General features: G+C 70.5%; 14 protein-coding genes. 5 read left to right on the top strand and 9 right to left on the bottom strand.

Translation table 11 applies throughout. The features are described 5' to 3' along the window. Positions 1-6 precede the first annotated feature (6 nt). From LPN01_RS06430 to LPN01_RS06420, 3 genes are read right to left on the bottom strand one after another with little or no spacing between them, the layout of a single operon-like run. Complete coding sequence (locus LPN01_RS06430; protein WP_262827538.1) at positions 7-1,479, bottom strand: tryptophan halogenase family protein; 1,473 nt, start codon at positions 1,477-1,479, stop codon at positions 7-9. After that, positions 1,476-2,918, bottom strand: a complete 1,443-nt coding sequence (locus tag LPN01_RS06425; protein ID WP_262827537.1) for a tryptophan 7-halogenase — start codon at positions 2,916-2,918, stop codon at positions 1,476-1,478. The genes LPN01_RS06430 and LPN01_RS06425 overlap by 4 nt, the downstream gene beginning before the upstream one ends. Continuing rightward, positions 2,915-4,426, bottom strand: a complete 1,512-nt coding sequence (locus LPN01_RS06420) for a tryptophan halogenase family protein (protein WP_262827536.1) — start codon at positions 4,424-4,426, stop codon at positions 2,915-2,917. Before LPN01_RS06420 ends, LPN01_RS06425 begins: the two co-directional genes overlap by 4 nt. Positions 4,427-4,649: 223 nt before the next feature. Here LPN01_RS06420 and LPN01_RS06415 point away from each other — a divergent pair, with 223 nt between their 5' ends. After that, positions 4,650-8,024 carry a TonB-dependent receptor gene (locus LPN01_RS06415; RefSeq protein ID WP_262827535.1) on the top strand — a complete coding sequence of 1,125 codons (3,375 nt, stop codon included), beginning with the start codon at positions 4,650-4,652 and terminating at the stop codon, positions 8,022-8,024. Between the two features lie 121 nt (positions 8,025-8,145). Then, a complete protein-coding gene (locus tag LPN01_RS06410) occupies positions 8,146-9,168 on the top strand; it encodes a cupin-like domain-containing protein (RefSeq protein ID WP_262827534.1) in 1,023 nt (340 codons plus the stop codon). On the opposite strand, the gene LPN01_RS06405 is transcribed toward LPN01_RS06410, so the two are convergent. Together LPN01_RS06405 and LPN01_RS06400 are read right to left on the bottom strand one after the other, a co-directional pair. Next, positions 9,143-10,990 carry a glycoside hydrolase family 9 protein gene (locus LPN01_RS06405; protein WP_262827533.1) on the bottom strand — a complete coding sequence of 616 codons (1,848 nt, stop codon included), beginning with the start codon at positions 10,988-10,990 and terminating at the stop codon, positions 9,143-9,145. The two genes, LPN01_RS06410 and LPN01_RS06405, sit on opposite strands and share 26 nt — an antisense overlap. Continuing rightward, positions 10,987-12,228 carry an ROK family transcriptional regulator gene (locus LPN01_RS06400; RefSeq protein WP_262827532.1) on the bottom strand — a complete coding sequence of 414 codons (1,242 nt, stop codon included), beginning with the start codon at positions 12,226-12,228 and terminating at the stop codon, positions 10,987-10,989. Before LPN01_RS06400 ends, LPN01_RS06405 begins: the two co-directional genes overlap by 4 nt. A gap of 253 nt (positions 12,229-12,481) precedes the next feature. Between LPN01_RS06400 and LPN01_RS06395 the strand changes: the two genes are divergently transcribed. Further along, on the top strand, positions 12,482-13,381 hold the full coding sequence (locus LPN01_RS06395; RefSeq protein WP_262827531.1) for an ROK family protein: 900 nt from the start codon (positions 12,482-12,484) through the stop codon (positions 13,379-13,381). 10 nt (positions 13,382-13,391) lie between these two features. Here the strand turns inward: LPN01_RS06395 and LPN01_RS06390 are convergent, their stop codons facing one another. The 4 genes from LPN01_RS06390 to LPN01_RS06375 are packed head-to-tail and all read right to left on the bottom strand — an operon-like array spanning position 13,392 to position 20,987. After that, positions 13,392-14,855: a carboxylesterase/lipase family protein gene (locus LPN01_RS06390; RefSeq protein ID WP_262827530.1), complete on the bottom strand. Its 1,464-nt coding sequence runs from the start codon at positions 14,853-14,855 to the stop codon at positions 13,392-13,394. Further along, a complete protein-coding gene (locus tag LPN01_RS06385) occupies positions 14,852-15,598 on the bottom strand; it encodes an SGNH/GDSL hydrolase family protein (RefSeq protein ID WP_262827529.1) in 747 nt (248 codons plus the stop codon). Before LPN01_RS06385 ends, LPN01_RS06390 begins: the two co-directional genes overlap by 4 nt. 23 nt (positions 15,599-15,621) lie before the next feature. Beyond that, complete coding sequence (locus LPN01_RS06380; RefSeq protein ID WP_262827528.1) at positions 15,622-17,574, bottom strand: glycoside hydrolase family 97 protein; 1,953 nt, start codon at positions 17,572-17,574, stop codon at positions 15,622-15,624. Continuing rightward, positions 17,571-20,987, bottom strand: coding sequence for a glycosyl hydrolase 2 galactose-binding domain-containing protein (locus LPN01_RS06375; RefSeq protein WP_262827527.1), 3,417 nt, complete (start codon positions 20,985-20,987; stop codon positions 17,571-17,573). Before LPN01_RS06375 ends, LPN01_RS06380 begins: the two co-directional genes overlap by 4 nt. A 166-nt stretch (positions 20,988-21,153) precedes the next feature. Between LPN01_RS06375 and LPN01_RS06370 the strand changes: the two genes are divergently transcribed. Both LPN01_RS06370 and LPN01_RS06365 read left to right on the top strand, forming a co-directional pair. Next, positions 21,154-23,619: a glycoside hydrolase family 3 N-terminal domain-containing protein gene (locus tag LPN01_RS06370; protein ID WP_410482805.1), complete on the top strand. Its 2,466-nt coding sequence runs from the start codon at positions 21,154-21,156 to the stop codon at positions 23,617-23,619. Then, a complete protein-coding gene (locus tag LPN01_RS06365; protein ID WP_262827526.1) occupies positions 23,604-24,590 on the top strand; it encodes an alpha/beta hydrolase in 987 nt (328 codons plus the stop codon). Before LPN01_RS06370 ends, LPN01_RS06365 begins: the two co-directional genes overlap by 16 nt. Positions 24,591-24,596 lie beyond the last annotated feature (6 nt).

Genomic DNA, 24,596 nt, shown 5'->3' with positions numbered 1-24,596 from the left:
CCGCGGTCATTCGACCCGCGGCATCTGCGCCGCCATCGCGGTATAGCTCGCCCGCATCTGGCGCATCGCCTCGGCGACCCGGTCGGCGTCGAGCGCGTCGACCACCGGGTCGTAGCCGTCGGGCACGACCCCCTGGCCGAGCAGGACCGCGACCCAGCTCGGCACCGCGAACAGTTCGTCGTCGTAGCGGAAGATCCGCCCCTTTTCCCGGAACAGCGCGATCTTGCGGTTCAGCGTGTCGGGCAGCGCCATGGTGCGGACGTGGCGCCAGAACGGCGTGTCGTCGCGGGTCGTCGCGGCATAATGGAGGATGATGAAGTCGCGGATCGAGGCATATTGATCGCCCATCAGCCGGTTGTATTCGTCGCGTTCGACATCGGTGAAGCGCATGTCCGGGAACAGGCCGAACAGCTTCGAGATCCCGGTCTGGATCAGGTGGATGCTGGTCGATTCGAGCGGTTCGAGGAAGCCGCCGGCGAGGCCCAGCGCGACGACGTTGCCCGCCCACATTCGCATCCGGCGCCCGGCCCGGAACGACAGGCGACGCGGTTCGGCGGTCGGCGCCGCGTCGAGGTGGGCGCGCAGCGTCCGCTCGGCATCCTCGTCGCTGGTGAAGGCGCTGGCATAGACATGGCCGTTGCCGGTGCGATGCTGCAACGGGATCCGCCATTGCCACCCGGCGCCGTGCGCGGTCGCGCGGGTATAGGGCAGCAGCGGCGCGGTGCGCGCGGTCGGCACCGCGATCGCGCGATCGCACGGCAGCCAGTGCGACCAGTCCTCGAACGCCACCCCCATCGTCTCGCCCAGCAACAGGCTGCGGAACCCGGAGCAGTCGATGAACAGGTCGCCCTCGACGCGGCGGTCGCCCTCCAGCCGGACCGCGGCGACATGGCCGCGCGCATCCTGCTCGACCCCGACGATACGCCCCTCCATCCGGCGCGCGCCCTGCGCCTCCGCGCGGGCGCGCAGGAAGCCGGCGTACAGTCCCGCATCGAAATGATAGGCATATTCCAGCCCCGACAGCGGCGAGCGTGGGTCGGGCGAGGGGGGGGCGAAGCGATGCGCGCGCGCCGCCACCGCCGACATCGAATAAGCCTCGATTCCCCCGATCCCCGGGGCATCGCGCAGCTTCAGCCACAGCTGGTGGAAGTTCAGCCCCTCGATATCGCGGCCGTGCGTGCCGAAGGGGTGGATGTAGCGATCGGTGCCGTCGCGCCAGCCGACGAATTCGATCCCCAGCTTGGGCGTGCCGCCGGTCGCGCGCAGGAAATCCGCCTCGTCGATGCCCAGCCGCGCGTTGAAGCCGCGGATCGGCGGGATGGTCGCCTCGCCGACGCCGACGGTGCCGATCGCGTCCGATTCGATCAGCGTGACCGTGCGCCGCCCGTCGTCGAGGAAGCGCGCCGCCGCCGCCGCGGCCATCCACCCCGCGGTGCCGCCGCCGACGATCACCACGCGTCCGATCGGTTCGCCGCTCATCGTCTGCCTCGCATCATCGTCGCCAGATAGTCGGGATAGGGGGGCAGCGTCGCGGGCAGCGCCGCGATCGCCGCGCGCAGCTGCGCCAGTCCGGCGATCGCGCTCGCGCGCGGCACCGACAGCGCGACCGGATCGTGCCGCTCGGGGCGCACGCCGAGCCCGATCAGCGCCTGTTGCCACGCGGCGCGGGCGATGTGCTGTTCCTCCAGCGGCGGCAGCGTGCCGCGCCGGCCGAACTGCGCCAGCGCGTCGGCCAGCTCGCGCGGCGGGGTCGCGGTGCGCAGCGGATGCCAGAACGGCCCGCGCCGCGCACCGATCAGGTAGAAGGCCGCCGCATAGGCATGCGCCCGGTCCGCCAGCAGCCCGGCCCGCCGTTCGTATTCCGCGCGCAGCAGCGGTTCGTCGTCGCGCGCCGGCATCAGCTCCAGCACCACTTTGAGCTGCGCCAGCGCCAGCGGCAGCCCCGGCCAGCCCAGCGGACCGACGCTCGCCGCCGCATCGCCCAGCGCCACGACGTTGCCGACGAAGGCCGCGGCCTGCCGCCCGGGTCGCACGACGATCCGTTCCATGTCCCCGGTGACGGCCTTGCGTGCGCGCGCGTCGCCGGTCACCGCCGCGGCATAGCCCATGCCGGTCAGCGTCCGCGTCGCCAGCGGCCAGCGCGCGGTCCAGCCGGTGGCGATGGCCTCATAGCCGTCCGCCGGCGACGGGCGCGGCGGGGCGGTGCCCAGCAACAACCGGTCGACGGGCAGGGTGGCGGACCAGTCGATCCAGCGGGTGTCCGCCGCGGCCAGCACCGCTGCGGGCCCGCTCGCATCGACGAACAGGTCGGCTTCGATCCGCTCGCCGCCGGCCGCGATGGCGATGGTATCGCCGGCGCGCAGCACCTCGATCCGCGCGGCGGCGATCGCCCGCACCCGTGCCGCACGCGCCGCTTCGGCGAAGACCGGCAACGCGCGCTCGGCGTCCAGCCGCAACGCATAGTCGATCCGCGACAGGGGGGAGCGCGCGTTCTCGACGGGGTGGACGAACCGGTCCGCCAGCGCCAGCGCGGCGCCGGGCACGAGTGCGTCGAACGCGCCCTCGCCCCCGTGCGCCCACCACAATTGGTGCAGCGCCGCCCCCGCGATCATGCCTACGCCGTCGCCCTCGGCGATCGCGAACGGCGCCGCGCCCCAGGCGAAACGCGTCCCGACCCGGTGCGTCGCCGCCCCCGCGGCGACCAGCGCGCCCTCGCTCACCCCCAGCGTGGCGAGCAGCGCCATCCCCTCCGGCCCGACCGCGGGCAGACGGTCGGCGAGCGCCGCCGGGTCGAGCGGCAGCGTCACCCAGGTCACCGTCGCCTGCGGCAGCGCCCGTGCGAAGCCGATCGCGGCGCTGACCGCGGTCAGGCCGCCGCCGACGACCACGACGCTGCGCAGGCTCCGCCGTGCGTTCATGCCGCTCGGCCCAGATACGCCTTGTGATCGGGCATCGCCGCGACCGCGCCGGCGATCCCGTCGCGCAGCGTCGCCAGCGCCCGGTCGAGCGCCGCGGCATCGGGCAGGTCGGCGCGCGGATCCCAGCCGGCGGGAACGATGCCCTGGCCCAGATAGACCGCGACCCAGCTCGGTTCGAGGAACAGGCCGTGGCTGTATTTCGAAACCTGCGCCGTCCGCCGCCACAGCGCCATCTTGTCGGCAAGGCTGTCGGGGATCGCCATCGTGCGGACATGATCCCAGAACGGCGAATCGTCGCGGGTGGTGGCGTGATAGTGCAGGATCAGGAAGTCGCGGATGCGGTCGTATTCGGCATCGACCAGCGCGTTGAACCCGTCGCGGTCGGCGTCCGCCACCACCCGGTCGGGGAAATGCTCGATCAGCTGGGTGATCGCCATCTGCGCCAGATAGATGCTGGTCGATTCGAGCGGTTCGAGGAACCCCGACGCCAGTCCCACCGACAGGACGTTGCCGACCCAGCTGCGCCGCCGCCGGCCCGCGCGGAAGCGCAGGTGCCGCGGTTCGGCGAGCGGCGGGTTCTCCATCGCGGCGACCAATGCATCGGTCGCCGCGCCGTCGGATACGTGCGCGCTTGCATAGACATAGCCGTTGCCGACCCGATGGGTGAGGGGGATGCGCCAGCGCCAGCCCGCCGGCATCGCCGTCGCACGCGTATAGGGTTCGATGGGGCCGTCGGGCGAGGCGCAGGGGGCGGCGACCGCGCGGTCGCACGGCAGCCAGTGCGACCAGTCCTCCCACGGTTCGCCCATCGCGCCGTCGATCAGCAACGCGCGAAAGCCCGAACAGTCGACGAACAGGTCGCCGTCGATGCGCCGGCCGTCGTCGAGCACGATTCCCGTGACGTCGCCGCCGGCGGGGTCGCGGATCACCTCCACCACGCGGCCCTCGCTCCGTTCGGCGCCGCGCGCCTCGGCATGCGCGCGCAGGAAGGGCGCGAACCTGGTGGCGTCGAACTGATAGGCATAGCCGAAGGCGTGCGCGATATCGTCGGTGTCGGCGCCGGGTCGCACGAACCGCCGCGCCGCCGCCGCGACCACCCCGGTCGAATACTCGCCGATCGGCGCCGCCGCCGCCCCCTCGTTCCGCCGCAGCCAATAATGGTGGAAACCGACGCCCCCGAGCGGCCGGCCATAGGTGCCGAACGGATGGATGTAGCGGTCGCCGATCGCGCCGAAGTCGCGGAATTCGATGCCGAGCTTGAACGTCGCCTGCGTCGCGGCCATGAACGCCGCCTCGTCGATCCCCAGCCGGGTGACGAACGCGCGCAGGTGCGGCAGCGTCGCCTCGCCGACGCCGACGATCCCGATCTCCGCCGATTCGACCAGATGGACGTGCGCCGCGCCCGGCACCAGCGCGGCGAGCGCGGCGGCGGTCATCCAGCCGGCGGTGCCGCCGCCGACGACGACGACCCGGATACGATTGTCGGTCTGCACACCCTCTCCCCTCATGCCGGGGCTGTGCCCGGATCATGCGCGTTCGGCCATACCTGTTGCACGAAAACTATGCCGCCGAATACTTATATCAAGTTGCGATAATTCCTCTTGTCCGACTTGGGGACGCGGGATAACACGCTCGCCGACAGGGCGGAATCACGCCCGTACGCATACGGCGACAGATCTTTCGGCTTCGCACCGAAGGGCGGTCTCGGGATGAGGACTGAAAGGGGAAGACATGACGAATCGTGCAAACGCGAGCGGTCGCGGCAAGCTGCGTGACCTGGGTCTCGGCGTATCCGTGCTCGCGATGCTGGCGGGCCAGCCTGCGCTGGCGCAGACGGCGCAGGATACGGCCACCCCGACCAAGCCCGCGGGCGACGGGTCGCAGGGCACGACGTCGGGCACCGCCGCCGTCGCCGCCGGCACCGCCGCCACCTCGCAGGATCAGGCCGGCGCGACCACCGGCACCTCGGGCGCGTCGCAGGACGCGTCGGTGACCCCGCCCGATACCGACCGTGACGAGATCGTCGTGACCGGCGTCCGCCAGAGCCTGGCGACGGCGCAGAACATCAAGAAGAACAGCGATACCGTCGTCGACGCGATCACCGCGCAGGACATCGGCGCGCTGCCGGACCGTTCGGTGAACGAGGCGCTCCAGCGCGTGCCCGGCGTCGCGATCAGCCGCTTCGCGGCACCCAACGATTCGCAGCACTTCTCGGTCGAGGGTTCGGGCGTCGTCATCCGTGGGCTCAGCTACGTCCGCGGCGAATTCAACGGTCGCGATACGTTCGCCGTGTCCGGCGGTCGCGAGATCGGCTTCAACGACGTGCCGAGCGAGCTGATCGGATCGGTCGAGGTGTTCAAGAACCTGACCGCCGACCTGATCGAGGGCGGCATCTCGGGCACCGTCAACATCAACACGCGCAAGCCCTTCGACCAGGACCAGCGCCTGCTGTACCTGTCGGGCAGCATGAACTGGGGCGACATGGAGCGGCGCGGCGCGCCGTCCGTCGTCGGCCTGTACAGCCAGCAGTGGGACACGGCCGGCGGCAGCCGCTTCGGCATTCTCGCCAGCGCCAGCTATTCGCAGCAATATGCGCGCTCGGACTCGGTCTTCCTCGCCTCTATGCTGCCGCGCTACAACGACGATCGCAATGGCAACGGCGTGCAGGACGCGGGCGAGGGCCGCACGATCAACGCGGGCACGGGTTTCTCGTCCTCGCTGTTCGACACCTATCCCGTTCCTAACGGGGGCACCGGCCCGGTCTATGCCCCGGTCGGCGGCGGCTCGCGCACGCAGAGCTTCGATCGCAAGCGCATCGGCGTGTCGGCTGCGGCCCAGTTCGAGAATGCGGCCAAGACCTTCCTGCTGACCGCGCAATATCTGCGTACAACCGGCGAACAGAACTGGCTGGAAAAGACGATCGAGCCGAACGTCTACTATGCGGACGTGACCACGACATTCCCGCGGGCCGGCACGACCAACACGTATGACGAGAACGGCGTCTTTACCAGCGGATCGATCGTCAAGCGTTCCGGTTCCGTGTTTGGCAATCGTGCCGACGGGAGCTTCGGCGAACTGACGCAGTTCGCACCGAACGGCGTTTTTACGACGTTCTCGAATCGCGCCTTCTACCAGAAGGCGACCACACAGGATTTCTCGCTCAACGCAAAGATCGAGCCGGTCGAGAACCTACATATCAACCTCGATGGTCAGTATGTTAAATCCCGATCGGAAAACGTCGACGACATCGTTGACATGGCGACCTTCTCGGGCGTCGATATCGATCTGCGTGGCAAGGTTCCGCAGATCACCCTGCGGCCGGACGGGCGCAATACCGCGGATTATTTCGGGAACAAGGCGTCGACCTATTTCCGCGATGCCTTCAACAACCGCGCAGACAATGACGGCGAGGAATATTCTTTCCGCGGCGACCTCCAGTACGATTTGAGCGAGGATAGCTTCCTTCGCAAGCTGCGCGTCGGCGGACGCTATGCGAAGCGCGACCAGACCGTCCGGACCAACGACTACAACAATTGGGGCGCCGTTTCGGACACGTGGACCGGCGGTGGCCCCCGGGGGTTCAACTCTCTGCCGGCCGATCAGGCGTCGTTGTTCGCCTACAACGATTTCTACCGCAACCAGGCGGTCCAGCCGCCGGCCACCTATTATATTCCCGACAACATCATGCGCGATCACGCCGCGCTGACCAACCTGTTGCGTACGGTGACCAAGGCGGGGGGCGGCAACTATACCCCGCTCGAAGACCGCAGCGGTCTGGTCGACGATTATTTCCGTGCCGGGGAATATTATCGCAACAAGGAAACGACGTGGGGCGCCTATGCGCGTGCCGACTTCGGCGTTGACGATTTCGGCAATGGCATGAGCCTGTCGGGCAACATCGGTGTCCGTTACGTGCGCACGAAGGACCAGTCGTTCGGCGCGACGACCTTCCCGCAGACGAATACGGTGCTGCCGCCCGACAACAACGTCGACGCCAATGGCGCGCCGCTGCCGCCGCGTTACACGACGATCACGGGCTATTGCGCCTTTTCGGCGGCGCAGCTGGCGGCAAATCCGAGTAATACCGGCCGTCTGCCGGTGATCTGCACGGTATCGGCGGCGCAGCAGAACGCTGCGCTGGCATTCTCTAACGGCGCGTCTGTCCCCGACAACGTCACGCAGGAATTCGGTCACTGGCTGCCGAGCCTGAACGCAAAATTGCAGGTCAACGACAAGCTGCTGTTCCGTTTCGCGGCATCGAAGGCGATCTCGCGTCCGAACTTCGGTGACCTGCGCAGCTATTCGGGGCTGAGCCCGTCGGGTTCCAACGTCGCGGGCAGTTTCAACTTCCAGGCGCAGGCCCGCAATCCGTATCTGCGGCCGATCGAGGCGAAGCAGTTCGATCTGACGGCGGAATGGTATTTCGCGAAAGTCGGGTCGCTGACGGCAGCGGTCTTCTACAAGGACCTGTCGAACATCATCCTCGACAATTACGGCTATCAGCGGACGTTCACGAACAACGGCCAGACCTACGACGTCACCGTCAACGGTCCGGCGAATGCACCCGGGCACGGCAAGATCAAGGGTGTCGAGCTGAGCTACCAGCAGACCTACGACTTCCTGCCGGGCGTCCTGTCCGGCCTGGGCACGCAGGCGACCTTCACCTATGTCGACCCGAGCAATATTCCCAATGGTGTGCCGACCAATGGATCCGCCGACGGTGCCCGTCCGCCGCTCGACGTGACCGGGATCTACGCCAACCTGCCGCTCGCCGGCCTGTCGAAGTACAATTTCAACGTCGCCGCCTTCTACGACAAGGGCGGGATCTACACGCGATTCGCCTACAGCTGGCGCTCGAAGTTCCTGCTCACCAACCGCGACTGCTGCTTCCCGTTCCTGCCGGTCTACGCCCTGGGCAACGGCCAGCTCGACGGATCGGTGTTCCTGACGGTGAACAAGAACTTCAAGATCGGCGTGGAGGCGCAGAACCTGCTCGATACGACGACCAAGACGGTGTTCCTGCTTGATTCGAAGGGGCTGACCGCGCCGCGCTCCTACTTCAAGAGCGACCGCCAGTTCTCGATCACGACACGCCTGACGTTCTGATCCCCAAGGTTCCTCCCCTGAAGGGTGGGTGGCCTTTCCCGGCCGCCCACCCTTCCTTGTATCGGCAACGCGGCGGGGCCGGGCTAGGGTGGGGCATGCCATCGCCAGCACGGGGTCCGTCATGAACAGCGCCATCGCCGCCGCGGCACGCGTCGCGGAACTGCACGACGTCACGCCGGAGCGATTCGCCGCGGAGGTCGTGCCCGCCTATCGCCCCGTCGTCCTGCGCGGCCTCGTCCGCCACTGGCCGGCGGTCGCGGCGGGGCTGGGCGGCGTTGCGGCGATGGCGGCCTACCTCCGCCGGTTCGACGGCGGGCGGCCGGCCAATGTCATGGTCGCCGCGCCCGACGAGCGCGGGCGGTTCTTCTACACCCCCGACCTGTCGGGGTTCAATTTCACCCGTGCGCAGATCCTGCTGCCGATCCTGCTCGACCAGCTCGTCGCGCAGGCGGACGATCCTGCGCCGCCCGCGCTCTATGCCGGCGCGGCGACCGCGCCCGATACCTTTCCCGGCTGGGTCGAGGCGAACCCGCTGCCGCTCGCCACGCCCGACGCCGTGCCGCGGCTGTGGATCGGCAACGCCAGCCGCGTGTCGACGCACTATGACGTGTCGAGCAACATCGCCGCGGTGGTGGCGGGGCGGCGACGCTTCGTGCTGTTCCCGCCCGATCAGGGACCGAACCTCTATGTCGGGCCGCTCGACCGGACGATCGCGGGCCAGCCGACCAGCATGGTCGATCTGGAGGCGCCGGACCTCGCGCGCTATCCCCGCTTCGCCGCGGCGCAGGCGGCGATGCAGGTCGCCGATCTGGCGCCGGGCGACGCGATCTTCGTGCCGTCACTGTGGTGGCACGACGTGACCGCGACCGGGCCGCTCAACCTGCTGGTCAATTACTGGTGGGGGCAGCAGGCGGCGGCGTCGCCGTTCGCGGCGCTGATCCACGCGCTGCTCGCGGTGCGCGACCTGCCGCCGGGGGAGCGCGAGGCGGTGCGCGGATGGTTCGACCAATATGTCTTCGGAGGCGACGCGGCATCCGCCGCCGATCACCTTCCACCCGCGGCGCGCGGCGTGCTCGACACGCCCTCGCGGGAGCGGAGCGAGCTGATCCGCGGCTATCTCATGCGGGCGCTGGGGCGCGCCTGACCCGCGTCGCGTCGATGAACGCGGTGACCCAGACCAGCGGCGCGTTCCAGTTGATCGCGACCTCGTTCATCGTGAACGCGCGCCAGTCGTCCCGCCAGCAGGTCTGGCCGACGCACCGGCCCTTCAGCCCGCCGGTATCGTCCTCGCGCGCGCCCGCGTTCGGCCCGCCCGACAGCACGCCCGGCGGCGGTTCGGGATAGCGGGCGTCGGCGGCATGCGCCCAGAAGCGGTGATGCGGCTGGTGTACCGTCCGTGCACCGAAGCCGGTGACGAACGACCGGTCGAGCGCGTTGCGGCCGAAGACGAAGTCGGCGACGTCGGCGACCGCGTCGCGATAGGCGGGGTTGCGCGTGATCTGCCACGCCACGCCCAGCACCATCGCGCGGTTGAGCAGCGTCGAATTCGACCCCCAGCCGAAATTGGCGCCGGCCATCGGCAACCGATAGCCGCTGCGCGCACGTTCGGCGAGCAGCCGGTCGGCGAGCGTCACGATGCGCGCGCGGATCGCGGCGACGGTCGCGGGCGGCAAGGCATTGGGGACGGTGGCGAGCGTCATCAGTCCGGGCAGGGCGGTGCCGCCCCAGCCGAAGTCCACGCTGTCGTCGCGGAGGAAGGGCGATTGCTCGATGGCCGTCGCCAGCGCCGGATCGCCGGTCGTGACGAACAATTGCGTCGCGGCCCAGAACCGTTCGTCGTCGATATGCCGGTCGCCGTAGCCGCCGCTGCCGGTGAAATCGGAGCTGGCGTACAGGTTGGGCACGCGCTGCGCCGCGGCCCAGCCCCTGCGGGCGGCGTCGAGCGCGCGGGCGGCGAAGGCGGGATCGCGCTCGCGCCAGATCCGCGCGGCCTGTGCCGCCACCGCGATCATGTTGCAGGTCGCGGCGGTCGAGGGCGGATAGAGGAAGCGCCGCATCGGATCGTCCGCCGGCGCCATCGGCAGCCCGGTCCACCGCTCGTCCGCGACCTTGGTATGCACCAGCCCGCCGGCATCGATCGTGCGGAAGTCGCCCGCCGGCTTGCCCGTGTCGGTGCTGAAGGCCACCGTCAGCCGCTGGCCCGCCGGCACCTGCATCGACAGGAGGAAGGCGACCTCTACCTTCGCCTCGTCGAGCAGGTCGTCGCCGCCATTGCCGCGCTCGGGCAGCGCGAGGCGTCCGTCGGCGAACGCGCCGGAATCCCCCCAGGCGGCGAGCCGTTCGTGCAGGTCGAGCAGCGTCCAGGCCGCGATGCCGCCGTTGACGACATATTTGCCGTGATCGCCCGCGTCATACCATCCGCCGGTGGTGTCGAGCCGGTAATCGCACCCGGGCCAGCGCACGCCGCGCTGGTCGGTACCCGCGAAGCAGGTCACCCGCTCGCGCGGCTGCCCCGCCGCCCGGGCGAGATCGGGACGCGGGACGTAGCGCGCGTCGATCGGCACGCCGCTGCGCTGCTGGTAGAAGAAGCCCATCGCCGCGGTCGCGGGTGCGAGGAACGGGCGCTCGGCGATCGCGAACGGCTGGCTGCGGACGTCGCCGATCGCGAGGCGGTAGCCGGCGCCCGGGGCGACGACCGCGCCGAAATCGATCCGCTGCACGTCCTCGCCCGACGAGGCGTCGGTACCGAATGGCCGCGTCTCGCCATGCGCGACCGCGCGACCGGCGGCATCGAGCAGGCGCCACGGCTGCGGTCCGGAAAGGCCGGCGACGACCGCGACCTTCGCGCCGCCCGTCTCATAGCCGATCTGGCTGACGCGGATCGTGCTGGCGGCGGGTTCCGGCACCGGCGCAGTGCCGGCCAGGGCGACGGCGGCGACGGCCGCGAGCAATGCGCGCGCGGTCACTGCCGGCCGCTCTGGATCAGGATCGAATCGGACGGCAGGATATGATCCAGGAACGGCAGGATCGCCGCGCCGATCGCGGGGGCGTCCTGCGCCATCACCGCCGGCATGATCGCCGCGCGCGAGGGCTGCGGCACCGCGTCGAGCGCCGCGGTCAGCCCCTCGGCAAGCCGTTCGATCAGCGGCATGGGCAGCCGGCCGCCGATCAGGATCGCATCGGGATCGAGCAGGCAGTTGATCGCCACCAGCGGCGCGGTCAGTGCGCGCACCGCGTCCGCGAGCCAGCCGTCGACGACCGCCGCCATCCGCGGATCGTCGCCCGCGAGCGTATCGAGATCGGGGCGTGCGATCCCCGCATCCTCGATCCGGGCGAGCAGCGCGGACAGCGACACGGTGTCCTGCACCGTTGCGCCCGGCCGGCCGGTGGTGTCGGGCATCAGCCCGATCTCGCCGCTGCGCGCGTTGGCGCCGCGATGGTACGACCGGTCGATCACCGGCCCGCCGCCGAGCCCTGCGCTGATGAGCAGGTAGAAGAAGCTGGGGTTGTCGAACGCCGTGCCATATTCGGCCTCGCCGAGGGCAGCGGCGGCGGCATCGTTGTCGCAATGGATCGGCCAGGGCAGCACCGACAGCAGCGCCGGCAGGTCGACGCCGGTCCAGCGGTCGTAGCCCGCCGGGCGATGCGGCAGGCAGATCCGCCCGAGGTCGTCGGGGATCGCCACCCCGATTCCGAGCACGCGGTCGCGGTCGACCCCGCCTTCGGCGATGACGCGGTCGATCTCTTCGGTGACGAAGGCGACGACGTCGTCGGGCATGGCGAAGGCGATTTCGCGGCTGGCGCGGCTGCGCACCTGTCCCGCGAGATCGAGCGTCACCAGCGTCAGGTGATCGCGGTCGATGTTGAGGCCGATGCCGAACGCGCCATCGGGGTTGATCTGAAGGCGCAGCGCCGGCTGGCCGCGACCGCCCTGCATGCGACCGGCGTTGCGGACCAGCCCCATGTCGATCAGCCGCCCGGTGATGTTGGCGATCGTCGGCGCGGTCAGCCCCGTCTGCTGCGCGATCGCGACGCGCGTCGTGTCGCCGTTCAGCCGCACCGCCTGCAACACCGTGCGCAGGTTATAGTCGCCCGCCCGTTCCAGGTTGGTCCCGGACAGGCTGCGCGACAGCCGGGCGTCGCGCCCGTCCGCCGGAACCGGCTCGGCGCGCCGGCCGGCCTTGGTGCCGAAGCTGATTTCCATCCCCATCCTCTATGGCGTCCTGCATCCCCTAGAGAGGCTTGCAGCGTTCGTCACCCGAATGGGTACGACGATTGTCGCCTCAAGCTAGTGGAATTATTTCAATTTGCGTTTATTATTTACGAGGTATCATACCAATGTATATCAATTGAGGCGTGCAGGCCATCCGCATCTTCATGTCGGCTGTCCTGTCGGCGTCACCGCGCGAAGTTCCCACCATTGCAGCGGGTTCCGGCGGCAGGAAAGGGGATGACGGATGATCCAGATCGGGATCGACTTCGGCGGCACCAAGATCGAGGCAGCGGCGCTCGATTCGGACGGCCTATTTCTGGCGCGGGTGCGGGCACCCAATCCGGGCGACTATGATCGCGCGATCCGCGACGTGCGCGACCTGATCGCGCGCGCGGAGGCGGAGGCCGGCGCCGCGGGCACGATCGGCATCGGCACGCCGGGATCGATCAACCCGCGCGACGGGCGCATGCGCAACGCCAACGCGACCTTCCTCAACGGCCGCACGTTTCGCGAGGACCTGGCCGCGGCCCTCGGCCGCGACGTCCGCATGGCGAACGACGCCAACTGCCTGGCGCTGTCCGAAGCGGTCGATGGCGCGGCGGCGGGCGCGCGATCGGCGTTCGCGGTGATCGTCGGCACCGGCGTCGGCGGCGGGCTGGTGGTCGAAGGACGCATCGTCGAGGGCGCGAACGGCATGGGCGGCGAATGGGGCCACGTGCCGCTGCCGTGGATGACCGCGGCGGAATATCCCGGTCCCGCCTGCTGGTGCGGGCAGCACGGCTGCCTCGACATGCTGGTATCGGGCACCGGCCTGCAGAAGGACATGGCGGCACGCGCCGACCGGACGCTGGCGGGGCCGGCGATCGTCGCCGCCGCCCGCGCGGGCGACGCGCCGGCGGTCGCGGCCCTCGATGCCTATGTCGACCGGCTGGGGCGGGCGATGGCAATGATCGCCAACATCGTCGATCCCGACGTGTTCGTGATGGGGGGCGGGATGAGCAACGTCGCGGAGATCTACGATCGCCTGCCCGCGGTGATCGACCGCTACAGCTTCGGCGGGGATTGGGAGGGGCGGATCGTCGCGGCGAAATGGGGCGACAGTTCGGGCGTCCGCGGCGCGGCGCGGCTGTGGACGGGCGACTGATCGCCGGCCGTCAGGGCGCCTCGCGCAGCGCGCAGATCGCGCGGCGCAGGCCCGTCTTCACGACCGGCCCGTCCTGGTCGAACGCCATATAGGCCCGGCGGCCGCGGTCGTACGCCGGCCAGTGGGCAAGGCCCGCGCCATCGGGGTCGCCCGTCTTCACGAAATCGACCCAATAGGCCTGGAGCGGCGGCTGCCCCGGCTGCGGCGGGTTGAACAGATAGCCGAGCTCGCTCGCATGGCTCACCGTGCCGCCGGGCGGGGCGTAGTCGAACTGATATTGCCAGACCCGGCCGCCGTGCGCGGTCAGCGCGTCCGACACCGCGATCGTCGGGCAGCGGAAGGTGAGGTCGGTCGCCAGCTGCGCGGTCACGTCGCCCAGCCGGGCATCGGTGACCGGCGTGCCGCCCGGTTGCAGGCCGTACAGCCGCAGCGCCGCGGGCGCATTGGCGCCGAATTCGCGCAGGACCGTCGCGCGCGCCGCGGACAGGCCGCCGTGCAGCCCCAGCTCGCGGGCGTTGACCCCGATCATCAGCGGCGCGGGCGCCGCGCCGCCGCGCGCGAGCAGCCGTGCCGGCGTATCGGGCAGGACGCGGCCATCGACGACGGCCTGCAACCAGACGAAGCTGTCGTCGTCGAGCCCGGGTGCGTCGACCTTGTCGTCCGCCGCCAGCACCGCCGCCATCGGCAGCGCGCGCAGCTGCGCCGCGGTGGCGTTCGCGGGCAGGCCGGCGCGCGTCGCGATCCGTGCGCCCAGCGCCTCGTTGGCGGCGAGGCTGCGCGGCGCGGTGCCGAAGCCGGCGGTCCCGCTTTCCGCGATCGCCTGTCGGAACAGCCCGCGCGAGCCGGGGCTGAGCAGGTGCAGTCCGACGTCCATCGCCCCCGCCGATTCGCCGGCGATCGTCACCCGGTCGGGATCGCCGCCGAAGGCCGCGATGTTGCGCCGGACCCAGCGCAGCGCCGCCTGCTGGTCCATCAGTCCGTAATTGCCGCTGTGCCCGCCCTGTTCGCGGCTGAGCGCGGGGTGCGACAGGAAGCCGAGCGCGCCGAGGCGGTACTGGACGCTGACCAGGACGATGCCCTTGTCCGTGATCCGCGATTCGACCGTGCCGCCACCGGCGCCCGCGCGGTTGCTGCCGCCGTGGATCCAGACCAGCACCGGCAACTTGCCGGCGAGGTCGGGGGTGCGGACATCGACGAACAGGCAATCCTCGTCGCTCGCTTCCGCCGCGGCGCGGTTCCAGTCGCCGTAGACGACCTGGGGGCAGGCGGCGTGTGTGGCGATCGCGTTTCGCGGCTGCGTCCAGCGCCGCGGCCGTTCGGGCGCGCGCCAGCGCAGCGCACCGACCGGGGGAGCGGCGAAGGGGATGCCGCGGAACACCGCGCCCGTGCCGGCGGCCTCGCCGCGCACCGGACCGTCGTCGGTGCGTACGACCGGCCCCGCGACGGCCAGCGCCAGCGCGAGCGCGATGCTCATCGCGCGGTCGCGGCCGGCGCGGGCTTCGCCATCGCGCTGCGGATCGCCGCCTCCGCCACCGGCGCCATCACCGCATAGCCCGCCTTGTTCGGGTGGACGCCGTCATAGGTCCAGCTCGCCTTCAGCGCCGGGCCGTCGTGCAGGGCCGTCCAGTAATCGGCGTAGGTCGCGCCGGTGCGCGCCGCATAATCCTTCATCCACGCGTTGAGCGCGGCGATCCTGGTCGCGGTGTCGAGGCCCGGCCGCCACGGAAAATGATCCGCCGGCGGGATCGAGGCGAGGATGACGCGAATGCCGTGCGCGCGGGCGAGTTCGGCCATCGACATCAGATTGGCCTTGGTCTGTTCGGGCGTCATCGGGCCGGTGTTGCCGGCGATGTCGTTGGTGCCGGCCATGATCTGCACGACCTGCGGGTGGAGGTCGATCACGTCCTGGCGGAAGCGCAGCAGCATCTGCGGCGTCGTCTGGCCGCCGATGCCGCGACCGAGGCGCCCCGGCGTGAAGAAGCCTGGCACCATGTCGAACCACCCCTGCGTGATCGAATCGCCCATGAAGACCACATTGACGGGCCCGGTCACGCCGGCGTTGGCGTCGCGATAGCGCCCCAGCCACGCGAAGTCCTGGTGCAGCCGCTCCTCCGCCTCGCGCTCCCATTGCGCCTTCTGTTCGGCGGTCGGCTGGGTCTGCGCCAGCACGGGGCCGGCGAGCGCGGCAAGGATCACGGCGGCGAGGATCAGTTTCATGGGCACAATCTCCGGGGGAGCGATCAGCGGACGGGAGCGAGGATAGCGGCGGCGCCGCCCGATGCATGCAGTTTCAGCGTCAGCGTCGCGGCGGCATCGACCGGGCGGGCGGTGGACACCAGGTCGGTGGCGGCGGCGCCGTCGCCCCAGACCCGCGCGCTGTAGCGCGTCGCCTGGGCAAGGAAGGACAGCGGCACCGTCACCGTCCGCGCGGCATCGGTCATCGCGCCGAGGTACCAGGTGTCGCCCCGGCGCCGGGCGACGACGATCGATTCGCCCATCGTGCCCGACACGAAGCGCGTCTCGTCCCAGCTCGCCGGCACCGCGGCGAGGAAGTCGAGGCCGGGCTGGCCGCGATAGGCGTCGGGGCTGTCGGCGACCGACTGCAACGGGCTTTCGAAGACGACGTATTTGGCGAGTTCCGCCGCCCGCGTCGTCTGCACCTGCGGCCCCGTCGCGGCGATGCGGAAGTCCGCCGGCGCCGCATTGCGATAGGCGCCCGGCGTATAGTCCATCGGCCCGGCGAGCATCCGCGTATAGGCGAGCGTGATGTTGTGCCGCGCCGTGATCCGCCGCGTCCACTTGTTGTATTCGGCGCCCAGCACCCCTTCCTGCGTGATGAAATTGGGCCAGGTCCGCGTCATCCCCCAGGGATGCGTCGCCCCGTGCAGGTCGAGCAGCAGGTGGTGCCGCGCGGTCGCGGCGGCGAGGCGATGATAGAAGCCGATCATCGCCTGATCGTCGCGGTTCATGAAGTCGACCTTGATCCCCTTCGCGCCGAGCCGCGCGACGTAGGACAGGATCTTTTCCATGTCGCGGTCGAGCAGCGCCCAGTGGATCCACAGGATCAGTCCGACGCCGCGCTGCCGGCCATAGGCGACGAGGCCGGGCAGGTCGATACCGTCGACCGGGCGCGTCGGATCGGCACCGGGGTACAGCGTGCCGCCGCCGCCGCTGTTCACGTACCAGCCCTCGTCGACCATCATGTAGGGCAGCCGCAGCGACGCGGCGAAATCGATGAAGGCCCGCTCGGTCGCGGCGTTCGATCCGGCGACCGGCACGCCCGCGAGCAGCGGGCCCGACCACCAGTCCCATGCGGTCTTGCCCGGCTTCACCCAGCTGAAATCCCCCCTCGGCGCGGGGTTGAGGCTGGTGAGCAGCGTGTTCTCGATCAGCGTGCCGGCGGACGGCGCCACCATCACCACCCGCCACGGCGACAGCGCACCGTCCCCGACCGCGCGCGTCACCGCGACCGCGGGATCGTCGGGCTGGCGGGTCAGCCGGGCGGCGACGCCGGTCGCGCCCGTTTCGATCCCGGTCAGGTACATCGCCGGCCAGTCCTCGACCGCGGCTTCGGCGATGGCGATCGTCGGGCCGCCCGCGCCCGTGTCGCAGACGAGCGGCAGCTCGTACAGATTGTGCGGGCGGATCGCGCTGGCGCGGACGGGATCGTATTCGCCCTCGTGACTGGTGCCGAAGCTGCCGAGGTTGAGGCCGGCGCAGGCGTAATCGCCGGCGAAGGCAAATTGCGTCAGCTCGTTGACGAGGCGCAGGCTGGTCAGGTCGGGCTGCCGCGGCACCGCATAGCGCAGCGCGATGCCGGTGTCGTAGGCGCGGACGATCAGGTCGAGGCGGCGGTGTCTGCCGTCCCGTTCCGCCATGTGCACGACGATCTGGTGGTAGCGTTCGGCCACCGACGCGACCTTGCCGGCGGTCAGCGCATAGCGGTCCTCGCCGGTGGTCGCGTCGGTCGCGGTGACGCGCAGCCCGTTCGACAGCTTGGCGTAGCGTTCGAATTCCAGCCCGAGCGGCGAGGGGGCGATGACGGTGCGCCCGGCGACGCGCAGCGTATAGCTCGGCTGGTCGTCGGCGGTGGTGCCGAGCGTCACGACCAGCCGCCCGTCGGGGGACGCGACGGTCTGCGCCGCGGCGGGGGCCGCGATGGCGGCGGCGGCGAGCAGCAGCAGCGCCCTCAACGGACCGGCTCCGCCTGGCCCGCGACGTTCCAGCCGCGCAACGCGATGCGCGACGCCTTCGCCTTGGCCGAGGGGTACCGGACCGATACCGTGCGCGTCTCGCCGGGCAGCAGCGATACGTAATTGTCGCTGAAATAGGCGGGCAGCACCTGGCTGCCGTCGGCGTTCATCACCGTCAGCTTGGTCTCGATCGCCGGGGTCGCGGTGCGATTGGCGAGCGTCACGCGCACCTCGGTCTCGTCGCCGATCGCGCGGCCGGCGGCGGTGGCGGTGAGCGCGACCGCGGGCAATGTCGTCAGGCCCCGATAGGCGGCGTCGTTCGCGCCCTGCCAATAGAGATTGTCGGACAGCGCCTCGCCCCGCGCGTCGGTCGCCTTGAGCGACACCAGCACCATGCCGTTCGCGGTCAGCGCCGGCAGGTCGAGCGCGAAGGCGGGGTTCGCCGCCTCGTGCCGTGCGTCGATCGTCGCCGTACGCTCCGCGAGCGTGCGGCCCGCAAGGTCGACCACCTTCGCCGTCACCGTCGCGCCGGCGATGTCGGCCAGGCTGTTGTTGACCAGCACGACCTTGCCGTCGGGCAGGTTCATCTGGACATGGACCGGCTCGGATGCCTTCTTGACGCCGTAGAAGCTGGCGTGGGTGTCGTAGTCGGACGAGAAGATCTGCCACGCCGACGACGGCCAGGCAGGCTGCGTCATCCACAGCATCCGCCCCGAATTGACCGTCCACAGTCCGGCGTTCATGCCCTCGAAGATGGCGCGGTAGCTTTCGTACTGCATCATCTGCGCCTTGCGCTCGAAATCGGGCAGGCTGGTGCCCGCGCCGAAGCGGGCGTCGAGCGTGTCCATATAGGTCCTGACCCCGCCGTTCCCGGTCTGGTGCCAGTCGTGATAGGCCCAAGCGTCGCCGATCGGCCATTGATCCGCCCGGGCCATGGTGCGCTGCCACGCCTCGAGCGTCGGCAGCGACGGCGTACCGCTCTCGACCGAGAAGCCGCGGGCGTGCTCGGTGAAATATTCGACCGGCGGGCGCCAGTTGTAGGGTCCCGAATTCTGGAGGTTCACCCGGTTGGACGAGCCCATGTAGAGCCGCGTCCCGTCCTCCGTCGCGATCAGGTCCTCCAGCCGTTCGTTGAGCAAGGGCTGCGGCACGCCCTCGTTGCGGCCGAACCAGACGACGATCGAGGGGTGGTTGCGATAGCGTTTCACCACGTCGGTCGCGTTGGTCATGAACAGCGCGACGTCCTGCGCCTCGATGTTATAGTCCTGCGTCGATTCCCAGAAATCGCTGAGCACCATCAGCCCGTATTCGTCGGCGAGGTCGAAGAAGGTGTCGCCGGTGTCCTGCCCCACCCAGTTGCGCACGATATTGAGATGCGCGTCGCGGTGCAGGCGGAACATCGGTTCCAGCCGGGCGCGGTCGACCCGCTTCATGAAATCGTCCATGCCGATGTTGCCGCCGCGCGCGGCGATCTTTACGCCGTTCACGCGGATGACGAGATGCGGTGACAGGCCCGGTGCGTCGCTCACCCGCGTCACCGCCGGACTGGTTTCCGCACCGGGGACGAGGCTCGCCGCCCAGCCGTTCGGCACCTTGCGGATGCCGTCGTGGCTGCCGTCGACGATCCGCTGGCCGAGCGCTCGGGCGCGGGTCAGGTCGATGCCGACGCGCTCCAGCACGCCGGCGCGGTCCATCAGCGACAGGTCGTAGGTGACCTGGCGCATGCCGAAGCGGGTCGTCTTCACGTCGCTGGTCGCACCGTCGACGCTGGCGGTGACCGTCAACGCGTGCAGCGCGGGATCGCCATAGCCGTTGGGCCACCACAGTTTCGGGTTGCGGACCGCGAGCGCGGGAAAGTCGGCGGGCGACATCACCACGTCGGCGCTCGCGCCGGGGGCCAGCCGCACCTGCCGTTCGACCGCGACGTCGTCGAATGCCGCCCGCACCGTCGCCGTCACGGCCTGTGCCGACCGATTGGTGACCGGCGTCGTGATCTCGACGTTCGCGATCGAATTGTCGGCGCGGGGCAGGCTGGTGACGACATGGGTATCGCCGAGGTCCACGGCGTCGGTCGCGATCAGCCGCACGCCCTGCCACAGTCCGGTGTTGCGGTCGCGGATCGACGGGATCCAGTCCCACCCTTCGGTCGCGACGAAGGTCGGGCCGTCGAGCATCTGCATGCCGCCGTTTTCGCCCACGCCCGCGGTCATCGATTCCTCGTGCGCCAGGCCCCGATGCGGCGGGGGAGAGACCCGGACGGCGATGGCGTTGCGTCCCGGCGCCAGCGTCACGGCGAAGCGGCCGCGGACGAACGCGCCCTGCATCGTGCCGACCGGCACGCCGTTGACCCATATCTGCGCGGCGTAATTGACACCGTCGAAGACGAGCGTCTGCCGCTTGCCCGCCGCCTCCGCGGGCACGTCGAATTCGGTGCGATACCAGTAATCTTGCCGCGCCAGCCCTTCGGGGATCACGGTGTTGTTGAGGCCATAGGCGGGATCGGGATAGACGCCGCGATCGACCAGCGTCGTCAGCACCGTGCCCGGCACGGTCGCCGCATACCAGCGGCGGGCGTCGAACCCGGCGCGGCTGATCGTCGCCCCCGCGGCGGCGACCTTCGGCGCCTCGGCAAGGCGCCAGCCGTCGATCGCCCAGCTGCCGTCCGGCTGGCGGACCGGGCCGCGCACCACCGGCAACGGTCTGGCGACCGGCGCGGGGATCGGCGCGCGCGAACGCGGTAGGGTCCATGCGTCCTGCGGCGCCACCTGTCCGTACATCTGGCGCACCTGTACGGGCCAGCGCGGGCTCCCCTGTGTGAACGCGATCAGTGCAGGATCGGGCCGCTCGCGCGCCCGCTCGCGCAATGCGGCAGGCGAGGCCGCGTCGGATTCGAGGCGCAGGCCGGCGACGCGGCCGGCGAAGACCGGCGCGTCGGCGATCCGCGGCGCCAGCGTCGCGACCGGTGCGACCGCGGCGCTCGCCAGCGCGCGGCCCGCGACCGGGCGGCCGTCAACGAACAGGCGCACGATGCCGCCGCGCGACGTCGCCGCGATCAGGTGCCAGCCGCCGGGTGCGATCCGGTCGCCGCCCGCGACCGTGCCGGCTTCTGTGGCGATCGCGGGGCGGCCGTCCTGAAACGCCAGCATGCGGCGCGGCCCGTCGCCGTCGCTGCCGAAGCCGGCGATCCGGACCAGCCCGGGCGCGCTCGACCGCGCCTCGACCCAGGCGGACAGGGTCCAGTCGGCCGCTGCGACCGGCGCCGCGCCGTCGCCGCCGATCGCCTGACGCACCGCCTCGCCACCCGCCGGCAGATCGGCGTTGATCGGCCCGAGCGTCTGCGCCGCGGCCCCTGCGGCGATCAGCGCGGTCGCCATCGTCCAGATCGACACCGCCGTCTTGCCCGTCGCCCTCATCGCCCGTCCCCCAATCGGTCAGCGCCCGCACGGGCGTCGTCGTTGCCGCACAGGAAGCACAGGACACAGAAAAAGCCAAATTGAAATATGTATTGGCGTGGCGTCCAAGCCATGGCACGGCTGCGCCGGCAAACGGGGCGGCTAGGCCCAGCGACGTCGGGAGAGAATGATGGGTCTGAGGTTCGGCACCGCGTGTGCGGCAATCGCGCTGGCGATCGGCGCGACGCCGCTGATGGCGCAACAGGCCACGGCGCCCGCGGCGGCGACCGCGCACCCCGATCAATGGCCGGTACTGCCGATGCAGCTGAAGCGCGATCCGCGGATCGAGGCGCGGGTCGAATCGATCCTGTTGCGCATGTCGATCGAGGACAAGGTCGGCCAGCTGATCCAGGTCGACATCGCTAGCATCACGCCGAAGGACCTCGAAACCTACAAGCTCGGCTCGATCCTCAACGGCGGCAATTCGGCGCCCAACAACGACGAATTCGCGCCCGCACCCGAATGGCTGAAACTGTTCGACGCCTTTTACGACGCATCGGTGAAGCGCAGCGACGGCCGGCCGGTGGTGCCGGTGATCTGGGGCACCGACGCGGTGCACGGCGCCAACAACATCGTCGGCGCGACGCTGTTTCCGCACAACATCGGGCTGGGCGCGATGCGCGACCCCGCGCTCATCCGGCGGATCGGCGCAGCGACCGCGGCGGAGACGGCGGCGACCGGCATCGACTGGAGCTTCGCGCCGACCGTCGCGGTGGTGCAGGACGACCGTTGGGGCCGCACCTACGAAAGCTATTCCGAGGATCCGGCGATCGTCGCCTCCTACGCCGGCCAGATGGTCGCCGGGATCCAGGGCACGATTGGGCAGGACTTCATGAAGCCCGGCCACGTCATATCGTCGGTCAAGCATTTCCTCGGCGACGGCGGCACCGGCGGCCACGATCAGGGCGACACCCGCGTATCCGAAAGCGTGCTGCGCGACGTCCATGCCGCGGGCTATATGACCGCGCTGCCCGCCGGCGCGCTGACCGTGATGCCCAGCTTCTCGAGCTGGAACGGCGAGAAGATGACCGGCAACAAGAGCCTGCTGACCGGCGTGCTGAAGGAGCGCTGGGGCTTCCAGGGCTTCACCATCGGCGACTGGAACGCGCACGGCCAGGTCACCGGCTGCACCAACGAGGATTGTCCGCAGGCGATCAACGCCGGGCTCGACATGTTCATGTACTCCGGCCCGAAGTGGAAGGACCTGTACGCCAATACGCTGCGCGAGGCGAAGACGGGGGTGATCCCCGCCGCACGCCTCGACGACGCCGTCCGGCGCATCCTGCGCGTCAAGGCCATCGCCGGCACGTTCGAGGCGGGGCGTCCGTCGTCGCGGCCGATGTCGGGCAAGTTCGACCTGCTCGGCGCGCCCGAGCATCGCGCGATCGCGCGCCAGGCGGTGCGGGAATCGCTGGTGCTGCTCAAGAACAACGGCGGCGTGCTGCCGGTGAAGGCGGGCGCCAATATCCTCGTCGCGGGTCGCGGCGCGGACGACATCGGCCAGCAATCGGGCGGTTGGTCGATCACCTGGCAGGGCACCGACGTCGCGAACAAGAACTTCCCCAACGGCCAGTCGATCTGGTCGGGGATCGACCAGGCGGCGCGCGCGAGCGGCGGCACCGCGACGCTGGCGGCCGATGGCCGCTTCACGCGCAAGCCCGACGTCGCGATCGTGGTGTTCGGCGAGACGCCCTATGCCGAATTCACCGGCGACCGCCCGACGCTGGAATACAGCCCCGACGACAAGAGCGATCTCGATCTGCTGAAGCGGTTGAAGGCGGCGGGCGTGCCGACCGTCGCGGTGTTCCTGTCGGGGCGGCCGATGTGGGTCAATCCCGAGCTGAACGCCGCCGACGCCTTCGTCGCGGCGTTCCTGCCGGGCACCGAGGGCGGCGGCGTCGCCGATGTGCTGCTCGCCGGCAAGGGCGGGCGGCCGGTCGCCGATTTCCACGGCAAATTGTCGTTCAGCTGGCCGAAGCGGATCGACCAGACCGTGCTCAACAGGCGCGATCCGGGCTACGACCCGCTGTTCCCGATCGGCTATGGCCTGACCTATGCCGCGAAGACCACGCTGGCCCCGCTCGACGAAACCCGGCCGAAGGTTTCCGCAGGCGACCAGAACGCGCTGTTCGTGCGCGGCCGCGTCGCAGGCGGCGCGCGGATCAACGTCAACGGCGGCGCGGCGATGACGCGCACCGACCGGCGCGGGCAGGAAGACAGCCTGCGCCTGGCCTACAAGGGTGCGGGGTCGGTCGCGATCGAACAGGCGATGCCGATCGACCTGACGCGCGAATCGAACGGCCAGCTGAGCCTGATCCTCGACTATCGCGTCACCGCGAAGCCGGCGGGGCAAGTGACACTGGGCATGGCGGACGGCAGCAAGGCGGCGAGCGTGCCGCTGACCGGCGCACTGGTCGACGACGATTGGGCGACGGCGGCGGTGCCGCTGCGCTGCTTCGCCGATCAGGGTATCGCGATGGGCAAGGTGACGCAGCCGTTCGTGCTGACGAGCAGCGGCGCGCTGGGTATCGACGTATCGGCGATCCGGATCGGCAGCGCGCCGGCCGGCCCGGTCACATGCGGGACGAAGTGACGATGGACGAACTGACCCGGCGGTCCCTGATCGGTGGCGCGGCGGCACTGGCGGTCGCCGGCCGCGCCGCCACCGCCCAAGGCGGCGCGCCCGACGAACGGGTGCCGCTGTGGCCGGGGCGGATCCCCGGCGACCTCGGCAAGCGGCCGGTCCGCAAGGTCAACGACCGCTCGAAGACGCCGGGCGCCCCCGATCGCTGGACGACCGGGATCGACGTGCCGGCGCTGGTGGTCCGGCGGCCGGCGCAGCCCAACGGCGCAGCGGTGCTGCTGGTCCCGGGCGGCGGCTACGGCTTCCTCGCCTACGACAACGAGGGGACGGAACAGGCGCGCTGGCTCAACGCGCTCGGCGTCACCTGCTTCATCCTGCTCTATCGGCTGCCGAGCGAGGGCTGGGGCGAGCGGCGGCTGGTGCCGCTCCAGGATGCGCAGCGCGCGATGCGGGTGATCCGCGCCGGCGCCGCGCGCTTCGGGATCGATCCGCGCCGCGTGGCGACGATCGGCTTTTCCGCGGGTGGGCATCTGGCGGGATCGCTGGCGACGCGCTTCGCCGAGCCGGTCTATGCGCCGGTCGACGCCGCCGATCGCCTGTCGGCGCGGCCCGACCTTGCCGGGCTGATCTATCCGGTCGTCAGCATGGATGCCGCGATCACCCATCAGGGGTCGCGCAACAACCTGCTCGGCCCGACGCCGGCGGCCGCGGAGGTCGAGGCGGCGTCGGTCGAGCGGCGCGTCGGGGCGGACACGCCGCCCGTGTTCCTGGTCCATGCCAGCGACGACGGCACCGTGCCCGTCGCCAACAGCCTGACGCTGTACGCGGCATTGCTGACGGCGAAGCGCCCCGCCGAGATGCACCTGTTCGACGAGGGCGGGCATGGCTTCGGCACCCGCCTGCCGAAGACGACGCCGGCGTCCGCCTGGCCGACGCTGTTCGCCGCCTATGCCGCGCGCAAGGGCGTGTTTCCGGCGTGACGCCCT

This window comes from Sphingomonas sp. A2-49 (assembly GCF_025548555.1).
In the GTDB taxonomy this organism is placed as follows: Bacteria; Pseudomonadota; Alphaproteobacteria; order Sphingomonadales; family Sphingomonadaceae; genus Sphingomonas.
Note: the sequence above shows the minus strand (reverse complement) of the source record. Positions and strands in the feature narration are given on the sequence as shown.

Excerpts from the sequence above, each read along its gene's own strand:
- LPN01_RS06430 (WP_262827538.1), bottom strand. The coding sequence starts at position 1,479 with ATGAGCGGCGAACCGATCGGACGCGTGGTGATCGTCGGCGGCGGCACC.
- LPN01_RS06425 (WP_262827537.1), bottom strand. The coding sequence starts at position 2,918 with ATGAACGCACGGCGGAGCCTGCGCAGCGTCGTGGTCGTCGGCGGCGGC.
- LPN01_RS06420 (WP_262827536.1), bottom strand. The coding sequence starts at position 4,426 with ATGAGGGGAGAGGGTGTGCAGACCGACAATCGTATCCGGGTCGTCGTC.
- LPN01_RS06415 (WP_262827535.1), top strand. The coding sequence starts at position 4,650 with ATGACGAATCGTGCAAACGCGAGCGGTCGCGGCAAGCTGCGTGACCTG.
- LPN01_RS06410 (WP_262827534.1), top strand. The coding sequence starts at position 8,146 with ATGAACAGCGCCATCGCCGCCGCGGCACGCGTCGCGGAACTGCACGAC.
- LPN01_RS06400 (WP_262827532.1), bottom strand. The coding sequence starts at position 12,228 with ATGGAAATCAGCTTCGGCACCAAGGCCGGCCGGCGCGCCGAGCCGGTT.
- LPN01_RS06395 (WP_262827531.1), top strand. The coding sequence starts at position 12,482 with ATGATCCAGATCGGGATCGACTTCGGCGGCACCAAGATCGAGGCAGCG.
- LPN01_RS06390 (WP_262827530.1), bottom strand. The coding sequence starts at position 14,855 with ATGAGCATCGCGCTCGCGCTGGCGCTGGCCGTCGCGGGGCCGGTCGTA.
- LPN01_RS06385 (WP_262827529.1), bottom strand. The coding sequence starts at position 15,598 with ATGAAACTGATCCTCGCCGCCGTGATCCTTGCCGCGCTCGCCGGCCCC.
- LPN01_RS06375 (WP_262827527.1), bottom strand. The coding sequence starts at position 20,987 with ATGAGGGCGACGGGCAAGACGGCGGTGTCGATCTGGACGATGGCGACC.
- LPN01_RS06370 (WP_410482805.1), top strand. The coding sequence starts at position 21,154 with ATGATGGGTCTGAGGTTCGGCACCGCGTGTGCGGCAATCGCGCTGGCG.
- LPN01_RS06365 (WP_262827526.1), top strand. The coding sequence starts at position 23,604 with ATGCGGGACGAAGTGACGATGGACGAACTGACCCGGCGGTCCCTGATC.